The organism is Methanovulcanius yangii (genome assembly GCF_018687785.1).
GTDB classification, from domain to species: Archaea; Halobacteriota; Methanomicrobia; order Methanomicrobiales; family Methanomicrobiaceae; genus Methanovulcanius; species Methanovulcanius yangii.
Genome location: NZ_LTBL01000001.1, coordinates 220,703 through 240,836, shown reverse-complemented (window position 1 = coordinate 240,836; position 20,134 = coordinate 220,703). Strand labels below are relative to the sequence as shown.

Here is a 20,134-nt window from a genome sequence, read left to right as displayed (position 1 = left end):
ATGCGACTTCTGCTCATTCATTCGGATCACATACAATACCAGGCTCAGAAAAAGACCCCGGTAGCCGAGGAGGATATCATCCCCGAGGACGCGCTCGACGAGGCGCTGACGGCATTCTGTGCCGTCGAGACGGCTGACGAAGACAATCTCGAAGCAGTTGCGGCACAGACCGCAGCGGAGATTCTCGAGACTGCGGGAAAACTGGGCACGACCAATATCATGATCTACCCCTATGCCCACCTGTCAAACGACCTCTCGTCGCCCAAGGCGGCGGTGCAGGCGCTCACCAGGATCGAGGAGATTTGCCGTGAGCAGGAAGGGTTCACCGTCAAACGTGCGCCCTTCGGCTGGTACAAATCATTCACCGTCTCCTGCAAGGGCCACCCGCTCTCAGAGCTTTCCCGGACGATCACCCCCGAGGAGGCGGCGGAGAAACCGGCCAAAAAGCAGGTCACCCACACCTTCTTCGTGATGACGCCGGACGGGGAGACGAAGGACACCGCTGAGTATGCGGATGATACACCCCTCGGAAAACTGGTGAAAAAGGAGACCGGCCTCGGAGTGGAACAGGGCGGCGAACCCCTCCACTGTGACCTGATGCGTTCAAAGGAACTCGTCGACTACGAACCGCTCTCCGATGTCGGTCACCACCGCTGGATGCCCCGCGGCAAGATCGTCCGCGACCTCCTCTCCGACTACGTGCTGGGCCTCGTCCTCGACTACGGCGGCATGCCGGTCGAGACCCCGGTGATGTACGACCTCGGCGACGCCGCCATCAATGAGCATGCGGGCAAGTTCGGCGAGCGCCAATACCGCTTCAAGTCCGGCAACCGCAACATGATGCTCCGTTTTGCCGCCTGCTTCGGGATGTTCTCCATCATGCGGGATATGCACATCTCCCCCAACACGCTCCCGATGAAGATGTACGAGCTCTCCACCTACTCGTTCCGCCACGAGCAGAAGGGCGAGTGCATCGGCTTAAAACGCCTCCGTGCCTTCACGATGCCGGATATGCACACCCTCTGCCGCGACATGGATCAGACGCTCACCTGCTTTGAGGAGCAGCTCATGATGGGATGGCAGACCGGCCGCGACCTCGAGACGGAATTTGCGGCGGTCTTCCGCTGCACGGAGGACTTCTACGCCGAGCACGAGGACTGGGTGAAGGGCATCGTAAAGAAGTCCGGTGTCCCGATGCTCATCGAAATCCTCTCCGACCGCGTTCACTACTGGGTCGCCAAGGTGGACCTTGCGGCAATCGACGGGCAGGGCAGGCCAATCGAGAACCCGACCGTGCAGATCGACGTCGAGTCGGCACTCCGCTTCGATATCAAATACTATGACGGCGAGGGCGGCGAAGTCTTCCCACCCATTCTCCACTGCTCCCCGACGGGGTCGGTCGAGCGGGTGATCTGCGCCCTCCTCGAGAAGACCGCGACGATGGATGTCCCGATGCTCCCCGTCTGGCTCGCCCCGACGCAGGTCCGTCTCCTGCCGGTGGCAGAGCGCCACCAGGAGTACGCCGAGCATGTCTGCGCCACGCTGAACGCCGCCGGTGTCCGCTGCGACTGGGACGACCGCGAGGAGTCCGTCGGCAAGAAGGTCCGCGAGGCGGGGATGGACTGGGTGCCGTACGTCGCAGTCATCGGCGACGCCGAGGTCGAGTCCGGCGAGCTGACCGTCACCGTCCGGGCACTCTCCGAACCAAAAAAGCCATTCAAGAAGAACCTGACCACCGTCAACCTCATCGAGACGGTGAGAGAAGAGATCGCAGGGATGCCCTACCGCAAGATATACACCCCCACACGGCTTTCCATGAAGCCGCGGTATATCTGAAGAAAAACTCTCTTTTTTTGTAAAAAAAGCATATCTTAAATTCTTACACACCCAAAATAATTTTATAATACTAATTGATAGAATATAGCATATAATGAAATATTACTCCCCAATTGCGATTTTAATAATTCTTTTTAGCTTGATTGCATCTGCGTCTTCAAATCCAAACTTAATTTACAATAAAAATGAAAAGCCAGTATTCCAGTATGATGATATACCAATAATTGTGTCCCAACAAGGATCCTACCAAATAGGCGAAAACACCTACGGAGGGGACATATTAAATCATACAGATGAAAATATTGAATTCGAATATTTATTGTATGGCATAACTGTCACAGACGAAAATACAACATTTTCAATAGGTACTCCTGAAAGAAATGATGGAAATTTTCCAGACTTAAGTGAAGAGAAAACAACCATTTCAAATTTTGATCAAGATAAGATTCAGAATACATCTTCTATAAACACATACAAGACCAGAACAGATGGGATTAATTCATTTTTAACTCAAAAAATTGGTAAACAAGCCAATTTTAAAGTCAAATATAAAATTAAAAATGAAAATATTAACCACGTTTCCCCATTCATATTTGAACTTGGAAAGTGGCCAATTTTCGTTGGAGAAAATAAAATCGAAGATACTCTTGATCTAATTATTTCTGAGAATTTTCTGTATATCTATGGAGAAGGTATTGCAGTAGTTTTCAATAAAAATACAGATGAATTTTATTATATTTTTAGAGAGATTAATGAATCCTATTATTTAATTATTCAAAGGAAAACTATTGGAAAAGAAGAAAAATCACTGGAAATCTACTTTAGACCTGTTTTTGTAAAAGCTGATATTAAAATCGATGACATTTATCCGGGAAAAATATCTGAAAATTTAAAGGTACTACCAGAAATCACAGTCAGTTTAAATGAAACACAAATATCTAAGATTCAATTCAAATATTATTCTGCCGATGAACAAATAAATTCAACAAAAGATATCAGTGCTAATAGTAAAATTGACTTCAAAGAATGGATCATCCCAAAATCAAATGGATTTTATTATCCATTTGAGAGCTATTCTACCGAGATAGAAGTTTATCCTCCTTTATTGATACCAGAAGAGAAAGCAATTGAAACACCATATAAAAGTGAGTTAGACGGGACTGCTAAAATAAGTAGTGATAAGATAGAGATTATCTTAAAGCGGACCAATAAGGAAATATTTTCATATTTTGGTTGGTTATTATTAATTTTCTTCTTACCTTTGTTTTTTGCATACTTTTGTAATGAGTATACTAAAATATTCTTTTTAATTTCAATTTTTTCTTTTGTATATTTCTTCTTTAAAGAAAATTTGTCCCACTTTCTCAGTATTGGATCGATGATATCATTGACACTGCTCATTACTTCTCTAATAATGTTCATGAAATATACTGGAATTCTTAAATAGAAATAATTAGATTAAATATTTCATATATGAATTTGGCTCCTGTTAGTATCCTTACTTCAAATTCTCATTCTCACTTAAGTTAATCCCGCCCATCCCAATCATCCGCTCGGTCACCTCGCCGCCCTCGACGACGATGGTGATCGTCACCTCGTCCCGGACGTTCACGGGATCTTTCAGGGACGGCATCTCATGGCGGAAATTGAAGACATAATATGCGTCCTCCGTCCCGGGATGCATCCCCGAACCCCCCACCATCGTAAGCGGAGACCCATCGTAGAAGTAGTCGACCGAATAATTCGCAAGGGCGGGGGAGGCGGCAATCTCCTCTTCGATGGTCTGTGTCAGGGCTTCCCTCGCATCCGCCTCCGCAATTTCATACGAGGCCTCGATGCCGGGGTCCGTCACCCCTTCATCGTCTCCGCCATCAAGGCATCCCGCACCGAATACGGCAATTCCCGGTACCACCAGACAGAGGAGCAGAAGACTGAAGCGTCGCTCAGATAATCTCATCTCTCCGTTCCTTTCAGATCCCGCTCAGCCGGTACAGGATGGTCGATGTGTCCGAGACCTCGCCGTAGACCTCCATGGCCGCAAGAAACGCCGCCTGCACCATATTCGCCGGCACATGCGTCCCCCGGAATTCGAGGTCGCAGGTAGCGCAGGCATCGGCGATCACGGTGCAGTCGTACCCGAGGTCGCGGGCGGCCCGGGTGGTCGCATCGACGCACATGTGCGTCATCGCACCGCAGATAACAAGGTTTTCGACTCCCGTCCAGGCGAGTTCCTCGCCGAGTTTGGTATTGTGGAAGCTGTTCGGGAAGTGCTTTTCGATGACGATCTCTTCCGGATAGGGCATTACAAGGGGATGGATCTCCGCCCCGATGGTGCCGGGAATAAAAAATCCGGCATTCGGATTGGTGGAGAGATGCTGAACGTGAATGACGGGGAGACCCTCCTCCCTGAATGCGCTCAGGAGCGAGGAGGCGCGTGCGGCCGCTTCTTTCATCCCCACCAGTTCCATCAACCCCCCGGAGAAATAATCATTCTGGATATCTATGAGAAGAAGTCCTGCACTCATGTTTTAGTGATAGGATGTAGGGGTATATTGAGATTGTGAAGGTTTGCCCCCTGTTTCGCCTGTTTCCACAGGCAGAGAGACACCGGTCAGGCCGACCGCCAGCCCCCTTCGGGGATGGTGAGCTCGAAACGGGCACCGCCCCCCGGCGACCCCGTCTCCCGGATGGTGATGCCCGTGATATCAAGGACCTCGCGGATGAGGAAGAGGCCGAATCCGGTGTTGCTTCCCACCCCTTTCTCAAAGACCCGTTCCTTGTCCACCACGGCAACACCGTCGCCGTCGTCTTCATAGATGATCCTGAGCGTCCCGTCTTCCTGTACCGGTTCCGCCCGCACGGTGATGGCGGAGAGGTAGTCACCCCCGTGCCGGAGCGAATTGTCGACGAGGTTGAGCGCGACACGGGCAAACATCGGGTCCACAAAGATCCCGACCTCTGCGCCGACGGCGTCGATCCGAACATCGGGCCGGTCCAGCGGCATGATCTTTGCCGCGGCATCGAAGGCAGCCCGGACGTTCATCCAGAGGGGGGTGTGGACCCCGATATCCTCGTAATCCTTCATGAATGCGACCTGCTGCCGGATGGTCTCGGCAGCCCTCCCTATCGCGGAGATGGCACCCGTGCAGACGGGGTCGTCCTTCCCGCATCCGCCATCCTGCATGATATCAACCGAAGCGAGAATGACCGCCAGCTGATTGTGCACGTCATGCCTCGTCAGCCCGGAAAGAAGGGCGAGTTTCCGGTTCGCCTCGACAAGCGATGTCTCGGCCATGGTGCGCGACGAGATGTCGATCACCGATATGACCGCCTCGTTGTCTGCGGGATATCTCGTGAACGTCACGAGGATGTCCATCTCATCGCCGTCCTTCGTCCGTCCTTTCGTTTCAAAGACCGATGAGTGCCCACCGCTCTCCTGCGCCAGGGCACGCGATATGAAGGCACGCCCCTCATTGGTGAAGAAGGCATCGACGCCCATCACCCCGACGACCTCTTCGGCCCCGTACCCGAAGAGCGCCTCAAAATCCTTGTTGACCACCCGCACGGAGCGGTCCCTGCCGATGATGATGAGTGCCGTTCCCGTCGAGTCGGAAATGCCCTGAACCCGCTGATGCTCGCGATGGATCATGACCGAGACGATGGTCATCAGACCGCAGATGGCAAGATAGGTAATGAACAGCAGGACGAACACCGTGGTCCCTAAGAAGAGATCATACATGCCGGAGAAGAATAACTCCATGGCCAGAATCGCAACACCAATTCCCGTGGCGGCAAGAAATCCCTTTTCCCGGTAGTACCATGTCAGAAGAAGGCCCGGCAGGTACACCAGGCTAACGAACATCAGCGGCAGTATTCCTGCGGCAAGGAGCCCGATCACAGCAAAGGAGAGCGCCGTTGTTGCAAGAATAAGGAGGTTGACGAGGTGCAGAATCCGTTCCTCCTGCACGGGGTGCGCACTGCTCATGGTATATCGTTGATCGGGATGGAGTATCCTCCTTTCGGATGGCATCGGGCCGGTCAGGAGAGAGACCCGCTGCAGATCGCATCGAGCGTCATCTGCCGGTCGCAGGTCATCCGTCCGTTCTTCCATTCACTGTCCTGTTCGATATACAGGTATTTCCCTGCAGCGGGCCACATCTCATCCAAAAACGCCTCTCCCGGGCGCCCCATCAGGACGATCCGGTTTGCCGCAGTCCACGCATGTTCCCTGAGCATCACGGCAACCCGCCGTGCCGCATCGTCGTCACCGTCATAGATGTCCGGATCATGAATGACGATGATAAGCGGTGGCGTAAACCCGGCCGCAAGGGAGATGATCTGGGACGGCGACGTCGCCCGGAGGACCTGCACCCCGGGATGACGGCGGGCAATCTCCGCAAAGACCTGATCGCGTGGCCTGCCCGAACCTGCCACCACCACCGCCTCCCCCCGGACCCGGAGAAGGAGCGCCTCAACCGTCTCCTCAAGGAGGGGACGGGGGGCCGTAATCATCGTGAAGAGTGCCCGCTCGACATACTCGGCTGGTCTGAATACAACATCCTGTGCCATGTACGATCGGTAGCAGGTGCAGGGATATGAGACATGGGGACGGGCGGCGAAAGTGCCCGAAGCCATCCCTTCCGTCCACAGCCCGGCACGAACCAGTAACAATTTGTTACGGGACATTCTGCCGAGTGTAACTATTAGTAACGCCCTTTTCCACGTGCATCACCCAAAAGAAGGTTTCATTGCTCTTCCATCCCACACACTTCATGGATGAACGGCAGGACGCTCACACGCATCATCGTTGCCGCTGCCGTGATCGGTATCGGCATGGGACTTCTCCTTCAGCTGGTCCTCTCCTTTCCTGCCTGCCAAGGGGTACTCATCCCGGCGGCGGTGATCCTTGCCGCACTCGCGGCGGCATCCCAGTGGGACTGGGTACGCGATGAGATCCGGTTATCTGACGATCGCACAACCGCTTCTGCCACCAGTGATGAGGAGGACAACTCCGGCAAACAGGACAGGAGATAACCACTCAGTGCCGCAAAACCTCACCGTGCACTCCCGGACCGACACAGCGGAATGATCAGGTGAAAAAAAATTCCCCCGGGGTGCGATTCCTCCGGGGATCAGTTTATTAAAAAATTATTCTTTGCAGCCGTCGCATCCGCTGCGGTATACTTCGTTCTGGACATCCTTGCCCAAAAGGCCGATGGCGTCCGCCCGGCAGCGGGCGCAGTGCCGCATCTGCCGGACATAGGGGGCGCAGGCGTCATGCAGTTCGCGTTTGCGGGCGGGGGTCGGCGGGATGATGTCTGCAAACTTGTACTGGGGAATGACCGGGATCAGGTTGTAGGTGTAGACACCCATCTCTCCCATCTTCTTTGCAATATCCACAATGTGGTGGTCGTTGATTCCGGGAACAACGACGGTGTTGATCTTCACGAGCATCTTGCGCTCGATGGCCATCTCGATGCCCCTGAGCTGCTGTTCAAGCAGTTTTTCTGCGGCTTCACGGCCCCGCAGTTTCTGACCTTCCCACGTGACGTGTTCATAGATCTTCTCTGTAATTGCAGGGTCGATCCCGTTGAGGGTGACGGTGAGGTTGCCGACATCGTATTTCTCGAGGAGATCGATCTTTTCCGGCAGCACGAGACCGTTCGTTGAGAGGCATTTGATCGGTACCGGGAACTCCTCTTTAAGAAGGCGAAGGGTTTCGAACGTCTCCTCGTTCGCGAGAGGTTCGCCCGGCCCTGCTATGCCTATGACCTTAATATATGAGTATTTGGCAAGGACCTGCCGCACGAGTTCGATGGCCTGCTGTGGAGAGAGCACTTCACTACAGACGCCCGGCCTGCTCTCGTTGACGCAGTCGAAGTCACGGATGCAGTAATTGCACTGGATATTGCATTTGGGTGCCACCGGGAGATGCATCCTGCCAAAGGTGTGGCATGCCTTCTCGCTGTAGCAGGGATGCTCCTGAATTTTTCGGAGCACATCGGGATCATACGGAATGTCCTTTCCGTTGACCTTTGCCGTTGGATATTCGCCTGAAGTCATAGATTATAGCTAATTTTGTGGAATCTGGATGATAAAGGTATTGAAGCCATCAAATGGGAGAAAGAGGGTATGAACCTATATAGTTGGACGTAAACCTCCTCACATGCACAATATGCGAATCGTACTCCTTCTCCTGGGAATTGTGGCAATGGTTATAGCCTCCTGTGGATGCCTTGCCGGCGATGATACCCCCTCCCCCGTACCGGTCCCTTCACCGGTCACGCCGACAACAACCGAAGAAACCTGGCTGATTACCGAACCCATCATTATCCGGGAAGACCCTGTCTTCGACCCGGTCCATGTGGAGGTAAGTGCAAGGGCAATCTCCAATGTGATGGGAGTGAGGGTTACCACGCTCGTCGATGCATCCGGCGGGCACGCCCAGAACATGGGAAGCGAGGGTGTCAACATGTTCCTGACAGCATTTGCCTACAACTATGAATCCGTCCCCTACGACTTCAACCCACAGTCATACCAGGATATCATCGATGCCAAAATCCCCTATACATCAATGACAAAACTGATCTTCCCCGGAAATGTTGACCCCCCCTATTCCCGGGATGTCATGCAAATAAAAGGTAGGACCTCGGAGATTGACCCCTCAAAACCGTGGAACTACGGCGTCGTTCTCAACAGCAGGACCTGATTATACAAAATTGAAGAGGAGAAATTACTCCTCTTTTTTCTCCCGGGCAATCAGAACATCCAGGTTCGGAACGATCATCCAGACCGGAAAGAGTCCCGCAAAGTCCTGATAATCGATCTTGAACATGTTTATCCTGATGAAGGCTCGTTCGAGGCTTTCCAGATCACGCTCTGAAGCCGGTTCCGGCTCCCGCGGGAGTTTCTGCACATTCCCAATGATTTTTTTCTGAAGAAATTCCTTCCAGTATTCCGCCATCCGGAGAAGGAGCGTCCGGGAGTACCGCCCCTGGAAGTACCGGAGGATCACGAGCTGGGAGATGAATATCAGAAAAAGGGGTACGAGGCTGGTGGCGATGACGACCTCTTCCATCTGCAGAAAATTCGAGAGGGTCCGGCCGGGAAACAGAAGGGCACCGATGAACAGCACACCCGTAAACGCCGCAGCGAATGCCACAATCAGGATCAGTTTGAACGCATCCTGCCAGTTGGTGCGGATTTTCTCGGACAGGTCGGTCTTCACCCCGATCATCGAGTTGAAAAAACCGGGTGAATAGGGGCGGACATACAGGATCCCCCCGTAGAAGGCGATGATGATGAGCGACTGAATGATGATGGCGATCCCCGAACTCTGCTCAAACCCGCCGGTCACGAAGGTTCCGGCAGCGGCAAAGATCATGTTGACCACGAAGAGGATGATGAATCCGGGTGCTATTGGCTGACAGTTCATGAAGAAGAGATCCCATACCGCCTGTGCATACGACGCCCTCTCGCGCTTGATTGTGCCCGCACTGACAGCGGCCTCATGGAAGAGTTTTCGAAAATCCGCCTTCTTCTGTGTTTCCGGGAAGACCAGATCCCCCTTCTCCGTCGGAAGCATCAAAATGAAGGGATTGACCATGAGGAGAATGAACGAGGACACCACCCAGAATACGGCATAGCCGGGCTGAACCGTCACATATACAAGGTTCAGGAGGATTACCCCGAAGAAGATCAGCCGTGTCAGGTGTTCCCGGCCAGACGGCCGCTGCATATCTATGGTGGAGGTTTCTATCTCCGTGGCCTGGCGCGTTGCTTCTTCCTCCAGTTTGTGCCGTTTCCGGCCATAGGTAATTGTGTCCATGTAGTTTGGTTCGATTCCTGTCGTTGTAGAAATATTCGCCCGTATGATTATACCTTTTGCAGTTTTCCCGGTGGGAGAGGTGGAACCTGAGCAGGGACAGTAGGGCGATGACCACCAACCCGCCTTCCTGCCCCAATACATAATGAGAGGTGCCTGCACCGGATATCTTCCCGTCTTTCGGATTCCTTTGCGTTTCGCGTCGGCAGACACCCCCCTCATCCCGGCATCGGAACCAGTTTCACCCTGCACAGACCTGAATATTCAAGGGGTGTCCATGACAGACACCGAAGTACTTCATGCGTCGACGTGCAGCACCCGAAGATCTTCAGCTCGTCCTGTATTCCTTTGCCGGGAACGGGACCCCGCTCTGCAACGGAGAGCCCGGCCTGAACGGCTACCGGAGGCTCTGTTACCACTGCCCCCGGTCCCGGCGTTCGGATGACGGCCTGGTCTGCACACTCTATGGAATCAGGATTACAGTACGGGAGAAGTATGCCCTGAAGGCATGGAAGGCACTCAGGGAGGAGATTCTCGCACGGGACGGCGGCCGCTGCACCATCTGCGGCGTCGAAACCGACCTGCACATCCACCACCTCGACTGCGACCGGACGAACGATGCTCCGGCAAATCTGACGACCCTTTGCGAACGCTGCCACTCCCGCATCCACCGGCAGGGGGTTTCCCTCTCTGTCCGCACCCACGATGGCGAATCCTCTCTTCTCAAAAAATAATTTCTATCCCGGTTCAATACCACGCATCATGCAAGACGGACATGGTAGACCGGGCGTTCTTCCACGGTCATTCCGCCCCCCGTGGCTGACACATGGACCTTGACATCAAGTTCGGAGATGCCCGCCGATCGTGCCGTATCGTAGACATCCGTCACCCATGCATACTCATCCGGAGGATTTTCGGGGTCGAGGAGAAGTGTCTGGGTGATCGGCGGGTAGGGGGGCATGTGGGTTCCCATATCATAGGATTCGGACCAGAGGGAAAATATACCGAATACCGGGTCGGGAACCGACAGGTCAAGGGTGACACGCACCGGGTCATCAAATCCTCCCACGGGAACGATAGTGAAGATCATCGCGAGGGTTTCGCCCTCTTCTGCGACATAGCCGTCCGGCGGCGTGTACTGGATTGAAAATGAACCTGCCTCCCCCTCATCATCGTCTCCGGCCTCTGTCGTGGAGACGGGGGCAACCGTCGTCGGTGTGGGCAATGCACTCGTCGATTCATTTCCAACACCCACCCCCGCGGGCGTGATATCGGCCCCCGTACCGTTCGTGTCGGCCGCGGCCATGGAGGGCGTCGGCGTTCCACCAGCGGGAGATAATGAACCCGAACCGTCGGTATCATTGAGTCCCGTGGAGAGGTCATCCACTTTGTCTCCCGTGCCCCATAAGCGGTCCCAGACCCCGTCGGTGCACCCGGCTGAAATGATCAACAGCATCGACACGACAACCACCACCAGTGCATTCCTGTTCTTCATCTTCCTTCACCTCAGGTGCCGGGTATCCGGTGATGAATCAGTATACTCCAATATATATGTTCCCGACAAGGGGTCCACCGTTGAGCAAAAAGGGACATTACCTCCGCTTCATACCTCACAATTCAGATATCTCCATCATTCAACTTCACCATGCCACTTCCAGTGAAAAACGACGCGATATTCAATAAAAATCATTGCAAATGCTTCGCCGCATCCAAAATGTTATAAATTTTTACACATACTTTCCATTGTTACCGATACCAATAAATGCCTGTTTGGGGGGAGCGCACGTGCTCTTTTCAGGATGAGGTGATTCCTGTGATAAAGTATGGAAAAGGAAAGAAAATCAGGTGGCTTGTTCTCGTAACGGTACTTCTTCTGGTCTGTGGGGGAATTCCGGGGGTTTGCGCAGAAGAGATTAATGTACCGGCACAGTATGGAACCATTCAGGGGGCGATTGATGGTGCCTCCGCCGGGGACACCATCATCGTCAGCGGGGGTACGTATAATGAAAACATCATCGTCGACAAGCAACTCACCCTGACCGGAAGCGGCTGGCCGGTGATCGACGGGACGGGGAAGAATAACGATGCCGTAAGGCTTGAAACAGACAACGTGGTGTTCGAGGGGTTCGAGGTGAGAAACGCCGATTACGCTGGCATTTACGTACGTCTGAACAACAACACGGTGGTCAGGAACAATCGGATCATGTCGTCTGGATATGTCGGCATATATATAAGGGGCTCGGACGGGGCCACCATCTTCAACAATACCTGCGAAGACAACTTTGGTGGCGGCATCTACCTTTTAGATACGACTGACAGCACAGTCAGTAACAATACCTGTACTGGCAACGCCAACGATGGTTGGCCCGGCATTTCCCTCGAGGATTCATCAGGTAACGAGGTCTATTACAATAATCTCGACAATTACTGTGAGATAGGCAGCGGATTTTACAACAATGCTGCTGAGAGCGGTGCCACCCCATCGACAAACCTCTGGTACAACGAGACTCTTGAAAGGGGCAATTGGTATAGCGACTACGACGGAATCGATGAGGATCCCAACGATGGAATCGGCGATACGCCCTACAATATTTCCGGCGGCGAAGGGCCAACGATAAACTCAGATCCCTACCCCTTGATGGTGCCCGGTGGACCCATTCCCGCACCTTCACCCGCCATTTCCGGCATCACGGCATCCGGGGTCACGCCGAACGGTGCAAATATAAGCTGGACGATCGGCAACAGCGTGGAGAGCGACAACCGCGTTCTCTACGGCACGGACGAAGGACTTGCCGGTGCCTCATGGTCCGTCTGGGACAATGCCACCACCACACCTTCCATTCCCCTTACCGGGCTTACCTCGAACACCACCTACTATTACCGCTGTTACGCGGAACGGACGGATGATGCTGACAGCACCACGACGAGCAGCACGGGCTCCTTCACCACCCTCGAACGGCTCCCCATGGTTATCACCGTGGACGATGACAACGGCGACATTCCGGTGCCGCCCGCCGACTACGAAAATATCACCGATGCCCTTGCAGTATCCATGGACGGCGATACGATCCTCGTCTATGCCGGGAACTACTCCGGCTACCACGATGTCACCACCCGGGTCAACCTGACCGGTGTCGGGTGGCCGGTGGTGAGCGGAAATGCGACCGACCCCTACCCCTTCAATGGCGATGTCTTTGTGTTCCACACGAGCGATTGCATCCTCGACGGGTTTGTCATCCGTGACGCCTGGTGTAGCCGTTCATCTTCACTGGAGTCTGCGGCAGTCAGGATCGGAAGTACCAACACTACCATCCGCAACACCGTGATCGATGATTCCTTGTACGGCATCATCGCCACATCCTCAAACAACATCATCCGCAACAACACCATCAACGGCACCTATTACGGGGTCTGGCTCAACTATGCCAGAAACACCCTCTTTGCGAACAATACGGTCACCAACAGCAAAACGTGGATTCTCCATAACACGTACCTGACGACAACAGTAAACAACTATGCCACCAACAACCGGATAGAGAACAATACCTTTGACCCTGCCGGGTGGACACCCTCCGGCTATGATGACAGCTATGGAAGAGAGGTGTTAATCGAGGACACCGGCGGCAACGTCCTTTCTCACAACACCCTCCTGAATCAGACATATATCCACATCCTCGGTGACGGTAACACCATCGAAGACAATCGGGTTCTGGGACCGTGCGAATACCACTTTGCGGGGATCGACATATCGGAAGACGGCAATATCGTCCGCAACAACACCGTCGAAAATTACAAGTTCGGCATCCTGCTCACTGAACAGGCCGACAACCTGCAGATGAGTGGGAATACCATCGCAGGGTGCACCTACGGGTTTGGGTTTGACGGCGATGTGGTCTATGCAGGCAGCAGGCCCTCGCGCAACGTCATCGATACCACGAACACGGTGGAAGGGGCCCCCATCTACTGGATCGTGGGTGCGACAGGAGAGGTGTACAACTACACGACCCTCTCTCCCGCACCGGGGTACCTTGCCCTCATCAGCTGCAGCGACATCCGGGTGGAGAACCTGTACCTGGAGAAGAATGCCCAGTCGTTCTTCATCTACCGTTCATCGAATGTCACCATCGATTCCGTCACTGCTCACGGCAATGCCTACCAGGGCATACTCATCGGGGACGGGTATGATATCACCATCAATGATTCCATAACCGACTCAAATGGGTATGATGTGGTTGATGGGAGTAGAATGGCAGGAATCTGGGCATACAACATGACCGCTGGCCGGATTACCAATACAACCGTGACTGCCAACAATCCGACGGGAATCACCTTCTCGTATGACTGTGTCGACAATCTCATCTCCGGGTGCACCGTCACCAACAACGGGCACTCCACCGAGACGGAAGAGTCATACGGCATCTGGGATTCCAGTGGTGACAACAACAACCAGACGGTGACGGGATGTACGATTGGCAACACCTTTGCAGGCAGACAGGGTATTGGTCTAAAAAGCTATGCCGATAACTCGCTCTTCTACAACAACCGCTTCCTCAGCAATACCGTTGCGCATGCACAGAACTGGGGGACCGGCACCCGCTGGAATATCACCCCCGTGGCGGGCACCAACATTCTCGGCGGCCCGTGGATTGCCGGAAATTACTGGGACGACTATGCAGGCCTTGACCTGAACAGCGACGGACTGGGCGACACCGAGCTGCCCTACACCACCGGCGGGGCGACTCCCGGTCAGGATCATCACCCCCTCCTCGACACCTTCGTCCCTGACGACATCCCGCCGGTTGTCCTCATCCACACCCCGGTGGAGAAAGAGAGCTATCCCGGCGCCGCCGTCCTGCTGGAAGTCTCCAGCCCCGACCCGGATGTCGCGACGTGGTGGTACAGTCTCGATGCCGCCGCCAATGTGACCTTCACTCCGAACATCACGCTTCCGGCCATGAGCGTGGGAGAGCACACCCTTCAGGTCTGGGCCAATGACACCTCCGGCAACGAGAACAGCTCGTCGGTGACCTTCACCGCAACGGTTGACACCACCCCGCCGGTCCTCTATGTCTCCTCGCCGGAGGAGAACACCACCTACCCTCTCCGTGACGTCGCTCTGAACGTCTGGTCGCCGGACGGCGATGCCTTCTCCTGGTGGTATGCACTCGATGGTGGCACAAACAGCACTCCCCTCAGTCCGGCCGCGGGCACCACCCTCACGGGCCTTGCAAACGGCACCCATGCCGTGGCGGTCTACATGGACGACATCATCGGCAATACCAATGCGACCATGGTGAACTTCAGCGTGGATGCGGCGACGCCGGAGCCGGAACCAACACCCCAACCGACGATTGCCGACACCGGCGATGACACCCCCGAACCGCTGGACTACCCTCTCCCCGTCGTTGAAGAACCGGCGTTTCTGATCACCATCATCACCCCCGACGCCGGACAGACCGTCGAGCGTCAGGCGGAGGTCACCTACTCGGCAAATTCCCCCCTCGCCCGTGCCTACTACCAGCTCGACGGCGGGGCATACGTGCGGGTTTCACCCGGCAGGGCAATTCCTCTGGACCGTCTCACCCTCGGCACCCATGAGATAACGGTGACGGGCGTCGATTACTTCGGCAGGTACGGGCAGGGTTCGGTCAGCTTCGAGGTGATCCCGCTTGCCATCGGTGAAGGCGAACCCCTCGGGACGACGGCCTATCCCGATGATGCCGCGGTGTCGTTCACCGGCAGGACAGTCAATTATACCCTCTCCTTCGAGGTTGAAACCACAGCCAACGAGGAGGTATCCGTCTACCTGAACCGGCAGCTCGCAGGTGTGCCGGGCGGCGAGACGTCCGTCATCCCTGCTGCAGGAACCGGCATTCTCCTCAAGAACGTCTCCTCCCCGTCCGCCGGCGTGTACACAATGGTGACGATATCGGTCCCGGCGGACCGGATCGTCCCGGATGACGAGAACATTATCTCATTCGTCCACACCCAAAACCCAGGCCGGATGGCGGATCTGTCCTCATGGCATGTGCGAACCGTCGCCCTCGTTCCCGACCTGCCGGCATCGGCTCCCTCCATCCGGGTCTATACCCCCGACCAGTCCCTCGGGTCCGGTGACGAGATGATGGTCTGGGTGGAGATCGCAGGCATCGCACCGGAGGATCGCTTCACCGCGAGGGTGTACCTCGTCGCACCGGACGGAGAGATCATCTCCTTCCCCGACGGGTCTTTTGATGCCGTACCGCTCGATGACGCCTATGTCCATGGCAACCACTACGGCCGTCTCCCCGGAAGCCTCAGCTTTTCGGCAACAGATCTCGCAGGGACCTACCAACTCGTGGCGACCCTCGAACCGGAGGGGAGTGACCGGTTGGTCTCCCTCTCCCCGGTCCCGGTCTTCTTCAGCGCGGAACCCGCGGTCCGGCTCTACATCAACCGCGACATTCTGGGCGACGACATGCCGCTTCAGGTGATGCATGCCGCAACCGGCGGCACCCGTGCAGAAGAGGAGACGCTCGTCATCCTGATGGAGCACCCCGACGGGTCGACGACCTATCTGCCGGCAGGTACCGAATCGTATGCATCCCGTCACTATGCACCCCTCGGTTCCCTCTTCGAGACCATACTCGATGAGACCGTCGATGCCGGGTGGGGCGAAGGGACCTACCTGATCCGATCGATGCTCTACAACAGCACGGATACCCTCGTCGCACAGGATATTGCTACGTTCACGGTGGCAAGGGAGGAGGGGACGCTTACCCTCTCCTTCCCGCTCTCCGTCACCGGCGGCATGCCCTCATCGAGCCGGATCTGGCTGATGGACGCAGTCTCGCTTGCAATCGTCGCGGAGCAGGAGACGGGCACCGATCACGACAAAGTGACCTTCAGCGTCCCTGCCGGCACCTACTGGTACGGCGGGCAGGTGACGACCGGGGCGGGTGAGATGATGACCATCCCGGTCGACCCGGCAAACCGCGCCCGTATCAGTCCGGGGGAGACGGTACACCAGCGGGTGGTCGTCCAGCCGGCGACCGCCCTCGTTCCGACGGAGGTGATCCCATGAAACGCTATCTTGTCCTGATGCTTGTCCTTGCGGTGGCCGGGGCTGCCATCATCCCGGCGGCGGCTGCGGACGGGTGCCCGGCACCGAAGGTCTATCTGATGCCAACGAAGGTGAATTCGGATCTCATCACGCAGGAACAGGGACAGGCGCTCAATGACGCATTCTCAATCGGGCTGCGCAATGCAAATCCTGCCGTCGAAATCCTGTCGGCACAGGACGTGGGAAACGTGCTCGGCTTCGCGCATGATAAGATTCTCCTCGGCACCGACAGCGGTGAGACGCAGGCACTGACAACCATCGCCCGCAGTACCAGTGCGGAGTATATTGCCACCCTGACCATCGGCACCGTGGGATCGCGGTACGTCGTCCAAACCACGATTATCGATGCCGACCTCTTCACCGTCATTGCACGCGGCAGCACGGAGACGGCATCCATGGAGGGACTTATCGGCGCCGTCAACACACAGGTGGAAGCGCTCGGCGACCTTTCGGCACTCATAGAAACACACGAGACAGCAAACCCCGTCCCACCGCGTGCCCCCTCGCTCTCGGTGACGGTCCGGCCGGAATCGGTCACGGCAGAGGACATCAGGGACACCACGACGATCACGGTTACGGTGAGAAACTGTAAGGGGGACGTGGTGCCGGGGACGAAGGTCTACTTTGAGTCAGAGACCGCCCGTGGACGGGTGACGACCGATGACGGTGCATCAAAAGACGCCGCCTACCAGGGCTGGCAGGTCGCCACCACCGGTGCCGACGGCACCGCCCGTGCCACGTACCATCTTGCCCGGTCGCATGGCGTCGGTGCCGGCAGCGACACGGTCGCGATCGCAACCGTCGGCAGGGGACACAAAGAGGTCCGGTCGAAGGCGACGATTGCGATCACCGGCGTCATCCTCGAGGCATATCCGAATGATGCCGAGATCGCCCCCCGCGGGGCAACCGATATCTACCTCTCGCTCTTCGAGCTCAATACGGATGGCACCAAGCGGCCGCTGGAGGGGCGCAGTCTCTACATCGAGACCCACCGCCTCTCTACGGGCGCCAAGGTCTCGGTGGTGGGGCCAGTCGACGGTGACGGTAACCCCGTCACTGCCGCCGACGGGACGGCGGTGCTGAAGTTTGTCGCCGGTGAAAAGGAGGGGCTCGAAAAACTGCGCATCCTCTTCCAGGACGTTGGCACCGGCTATCAGGACGCCATTGAGGCATGGGCGGAGATCGTGGTGAAGAAAGACGAGTATGTTGCAACGGTCGACTGGAAGGAGTCAGGAGACCTCATCTACGAGTATTCCTTCCAGGACCAGTACGACCTGCGTGATTACCAGTACACCCTGAGCATCGACACGACGACACAGAGAGAGAAGAACACCGGCCAGGAGCTGACCGATGGCTCGTTTGTCTATACGGACACCCTCACCCTCTACTCCGAGGGGAGAACATGGGAGGGTTCCTATACAGTGCCCTTCGAGGAGCGCTGGCTCATCCGGTCGAATGTGAACGGTAAGATCACTGACCACCAGAGCATCAATACCGTCGTGAAGGAGCGGTTGTCGACACTCGATATTCCGTTGACCCCGTTCCCGGTGGCCTTCGACGTCTCGGGGACCATCCAGTACGCGGGGTCAGTCCTCTTCAAGACAGGCGGCAGCGGCCAGACCGCCGAGAGCGGAGGGCAGATCCCGACCACGGGGGCCATACAGATTCCAGGCCGGACACCGGTGACAGGAATCGTGGCAGAGACACTCCCGCGGGTGTCCGATGACGACCTGAGGTACGGGATTATCCGGTTCCTCCGGATTCAGGCGGACTCGGTCGATGACCAGATGTCGGCGATGACGGATCAAAAGGTAACCGGCCTGCTCACAAAAACAGGAAATAATGTCTATACCCGACGCTGGTCGGTGCAGGAGAGCAACTCGTACCACGGGGAGCTCTTCACGTTCTACGAATACGAAGCGCGGATGGATATGGATTCATCATTTACACGGGACGTAACCCTCAGGGCGGTGAAACAGTAATGCATACACATTGGATACACTACAGCATTCTGGCGGTGCTCCTTCTCATGGCGGCAGTGTCAGGCGTGCAGGGGGCGACTCTCGTGGTCGCTCCGTCGGGAGCCGATTTTACCACCATCCAGCCGGCCGTCGATGCGGCATCTCCGGGCGACACGATCGCCGTCCAGGCCGGAACCTACCCCGGCGACATCGTGGTGCGGACGCCGGTGACGGTTCTCGGCACAGACGGCGTGTCCATCGGGACGGACGGTGAGCTTGCCGCCTTTATCATTGAGGCGGACGGGGTGACGATCAGTGATCTTGCCTGTGACGGTCCCGCCATCGGCATCATGCTCAATGCCTCCTCGGGTTCGCATGTCAGGGAGTGCAACGTCGTCGCCGGGGATACCGGCATTCTCTTCTCCGACTGTGTGAACTGTTCAGTTTCAGACACCAGCATTCTCGCCGACCAGTCGGGACTTGAGATCACCTCTTCGGAGAACATTGAAATAGAGGAGGTCCGGGTCAACGGCGGTGCCAGCGGAGTCACGCTGCACAATGTCGATGCGTTCGCCCTGCGGAAGAGCGCCGTACTCGGGTGCGACATCGGGATCATTGCAGAACACTGTGGCAACGGCACCATCGAGGAGACGACCTTCAGCGACGTGGATGCGGGGATGCTCGGGATAGGGGTCACCGATACCCGCATTACGGGCTCGACGCTTTCCAACGTGATCCAGTACCTCCAGATGTACAATGCAATCGGGTGTACGGTAGAGGCCGACACCATGGAAGGGCCGGATTACTTTTCGGCGGATGTCTTCTCCGACACCGTGTATGCCTGCGGCCCGTGGACCGTGAGCGGATGGAATTTCGGACTTCTCAGGCAGATATATGACACGCCCGAGGGGTACCTGCAATTCGGCGGGGCCCTGAACTTCACCGCCATCGAAGGGGCGGAATCCTTTACCGACCCCTTTATCCTCATGGAAGCGGAGGCGTCCGCAGCAGACCTCGAAGGCTATGATGCGGAGACGTTCGGGTTCTACCGGATCGACGGTGCCAAACCGGTCTTCGCCGGCGCTACCACGATTGAGGACAATGGCGGCGCGATCACCTCCGCGACCGCAACCGCTCCGGGTGATTATGCCCTCCTTGCAAAGACAGAGACGACCGGACCCGACCTCTTCTACGTCCTGATTGGCATTCTCGCCGTCATCGGCATCGTGCTCTTCTATCTCGTCTGGCGCAAGGACTGAGGAGTACCGGGAGAATCACTCTCCCCCTTCCTATCGTCACATGAAAGGTGCTGGTTCGTCCGGCGAGACTGCCGTTCTCCCCCCTTCTTTTTTGTGTAATAACTGCGAAAAAGTTCGAATTCATCGCTTTCTTTAAAAGGGACCGCGCCGA

Annotated in this window: 15 protein-coding genes; 8 read left to right on the top strand and 7 right to left on the bottom strand. The window is 55.9% G+C overall.

Annotated features, from left to right (window positions below; genetic code table 11):
- Together AZH53_RS01215 and AZH53_RS01210 are read left to right on the top strand one after the other, a co-directional pair.
- Complete coding sequence (locus tag AZH53_RS01215) at positions 1–1,836, top strand: threonine--tRNA ligase (protein ID WP_319641738.1); 1,836 nt, start codon at positions 1–3, stop codon at positions 1,834–1,836.
- A gap of 94 nt (positions 1,837–1,930) precedes the next feature.
- Positions 1,931–3,283 carry a hypothetical protein gene (locus AZH53_RS01210; RefSeq protein WP_319641737.1) on the top strand — a complete coding sequence of 451 codons (1,353 nt, stop codon included), beginning with the start codon at positions 1,931–1,933 and terminating at the stop codon, positions 3,281–3,283.
- A 51-nt stretch (positions 3,284–3,334) separates the two neighbouring features.
- Here AZH53_RS01210 and AZH53_RS01205 read toward each other — a convergent pair whose 3' ends face one another.
- The 4 genes from AZH53_RS01205 to AZH53_RS01190 all read right to left on the bottom strand — a co-directional run bounded on the left by AZH53_RS01205 (position 3,335) and on the right by AZH53_RS01190 (position 6,405).
- Complete coding sequence (locus tag AZH53_RS01205; RefSeq protein WP_319641736.1) at positions 3,335–3,793, bottom strand: hypothetical protein; 459 nt, start codon at positions 3,791–3,793, stop codon at positions 3,335–3,337.
- 13 nt (positions 3,794–3,806) lie between these two features.
- Positions 3,807–4,361 carry a cysteine hydrolase family protein gene (locus AZH53_RS01200; RefSeq protein ID WP_319641735.1) on the bottom strand — a complete coding sequence of 185 codons (555 nt, stop codon included), beginning with the start codon at positions 4,359–4,361 and terminating at the stop codon, positions 3,807–3,809.
- A gap of 86 nt (positions 4,362–4,447) precedes the next feature.
- Positions 4,448–5,821, bottom strand: a complete 1,374-nt coding sequence (locus AZH53_RS01195) for a PAS domain-containing sensor histidine kinase (RefSeq protein WP_319641734.1) — start codon at positions 5,819–5,821, stop codon at positions 4,448–4,450.
- A gap of 53 nt (positions 5,822–5,874) precedes the next feature.
- Complete coding sequence (locus tag AZH53_RS01190) at positions 5,875–6,405, bottom strand: hypothetical protein (RefSeq protein WP_319641733.1); 531 nt, start codon at positions 6,403–6,405, stop codon at positions 5,875–5,877.
- A 207-nt stretch (positions 6,406–6,612) separates the two neighbouring features.
- Here AZH53_RS01190 and AZH53_RS01185 point away from each other — a divergent pair, with 207 nt between their 5' ends.
- Positions 6,613–6,870, top strand: coding sequence for a hypothetical protein (locus AZH53_RS01185; RefSeq protein ID WP_319641732.1), 258 nt, complete (start codon positions 6,613–6,615; stop codon positions 6,868–6,870).
- Positions 6,871–6,984: 114 nt separating this feature from the next.
- On the opposite strand, the gene nifB is transcribed toward AZH53_RS01185, so the two are convergent.
- Positions 6,985–7,899 carry a nitrogenase cofactor biosynthesis protein NifB gene (gene nifB / locus AZH53_RS01180; protein ID WP_319641731.1) on the bottom strand — a complete coding sequence of 305 codons (915 nt, stop codon included), beginning with the start codon at positions 7,897–7,899 and terminating at the stop codon, positions 6,985–6,987.
- A gap of 103 nt (positions 7,900–8,002) precedes the next feature.
- Here nifB and AZH53_RS01175 point away from each other — a divergent pair, with 103 nt between their 5' ends.
- Positions 8,003–8,545 (top strand): hypothetical protein, encoded by a 543-nt coding sequence (locus AZH53_RS01175; RefSeq protein WP_319641730.1) that lies wholly within the window; start codon positions 8,003–8,005, stop codon positions 8,543–8,545.
- 24 nt (positions 8,546–8,569) lie between these two features.
- Here AZH53_RS01175 and AZH53_RS01170 read toward each other — a convergent pair whose 3' ends face one another.
- Positions 8,570–9,664: a hypothetical protein gene (locus AZH53_RS01170; RefSeq protein ID WP_319641729.1), complete on the bottom strand. Its 1,095-nt coding sequence runs from the start codon at positions 9,662–9,664 to the stop codon at positions 8,570–8,572.
- A 296-nt stretch (positions 9,665–9,960) separates the two neighbouring features.
- Between AZH53_RS01170 and AZH53_RS01165 the strand changes: the two genes are divergently transcribed.
- Positions 9,961–10,395 carry an HNH endonuclease gene (locus tag AZH53_RS01165; protein WP_319641728.1) on the top strand — a complete coding sequence of 145 codons (435 nt, stop codon included), beginning with the start codon at positions 9,961–9,963 and terminating at the stop codon, positions 10,393–10,395.
- Positions 10,396–10,421: 26 nt separating this feature from the next.
- On the opposite strand, the gene AZH53_RS01160 is transcribed toward AZH53_RS01165, so the two are convergent.
- On the bottom strand, positions 10,422–11,156 hold the full coding sequence (locus AZH53_RS01160; protein ID WP_319641727.1) for a hypothetical protein: 735 nt from the start codon (positions 11,154–11,156) through the stop codon (positions 10,422–10,424).
- 318 nt (positions 11,157–11,474) lie between these two features.
- Between AZH53_RS01160 and AZH53_RS01155 the strand changes: the two genes are divergently transcribed.
- The 3 genes from AZH53_RS01155 to AZH53_RS01145 are packed head-to-tail and all read left to right on the top strand — an operon-like array spanning position 11,475 to position 19,983.
- Complete coding sequence (locus AZH53_RS01155; protein ID WP_319641726.1) at positions 11,475–16,724, top strand: NosD domain-containing protein; 5,250 nt, start codon at positions 11,475–11,477, stop codon at positions 16,722–16,724.
- The gene (locus AZH53_RS01150) at positions 16,721–18,745 is read left to right on the top strand and encodes a hypothetical protein (protein ID WP_319641725.1); all 2,025 of its coding nucleotides are present in this window, start codon (positions 16,721–16,723) and stop codon (positions 18,743–18,745) included. Before AZH53_RS01155 ends, AZH53_RS01150 begins: the two co-directional genes overlap by 4 nt.
- The gene (locus tag AZH53_RS01145) at positions 18,745–19,983 is read left to right on the top strand and encodes a right-handed parallel beta-helix repeat-containing protein (RefSeq protein ID WP_319641724.1); all 1,239 of its coding nucleotides are present in this window, start codon (positions 18,745–18,747) and stop codon (positions 19,981–19,983) included. Before AZH53_RS01150 ends, AZH53_RS01145 begins: the two co-directional genes overlap by 1 nt.
- The last annotated feature ends 151 nt before the right edge of the window (positions 19,984–20,134 follow it).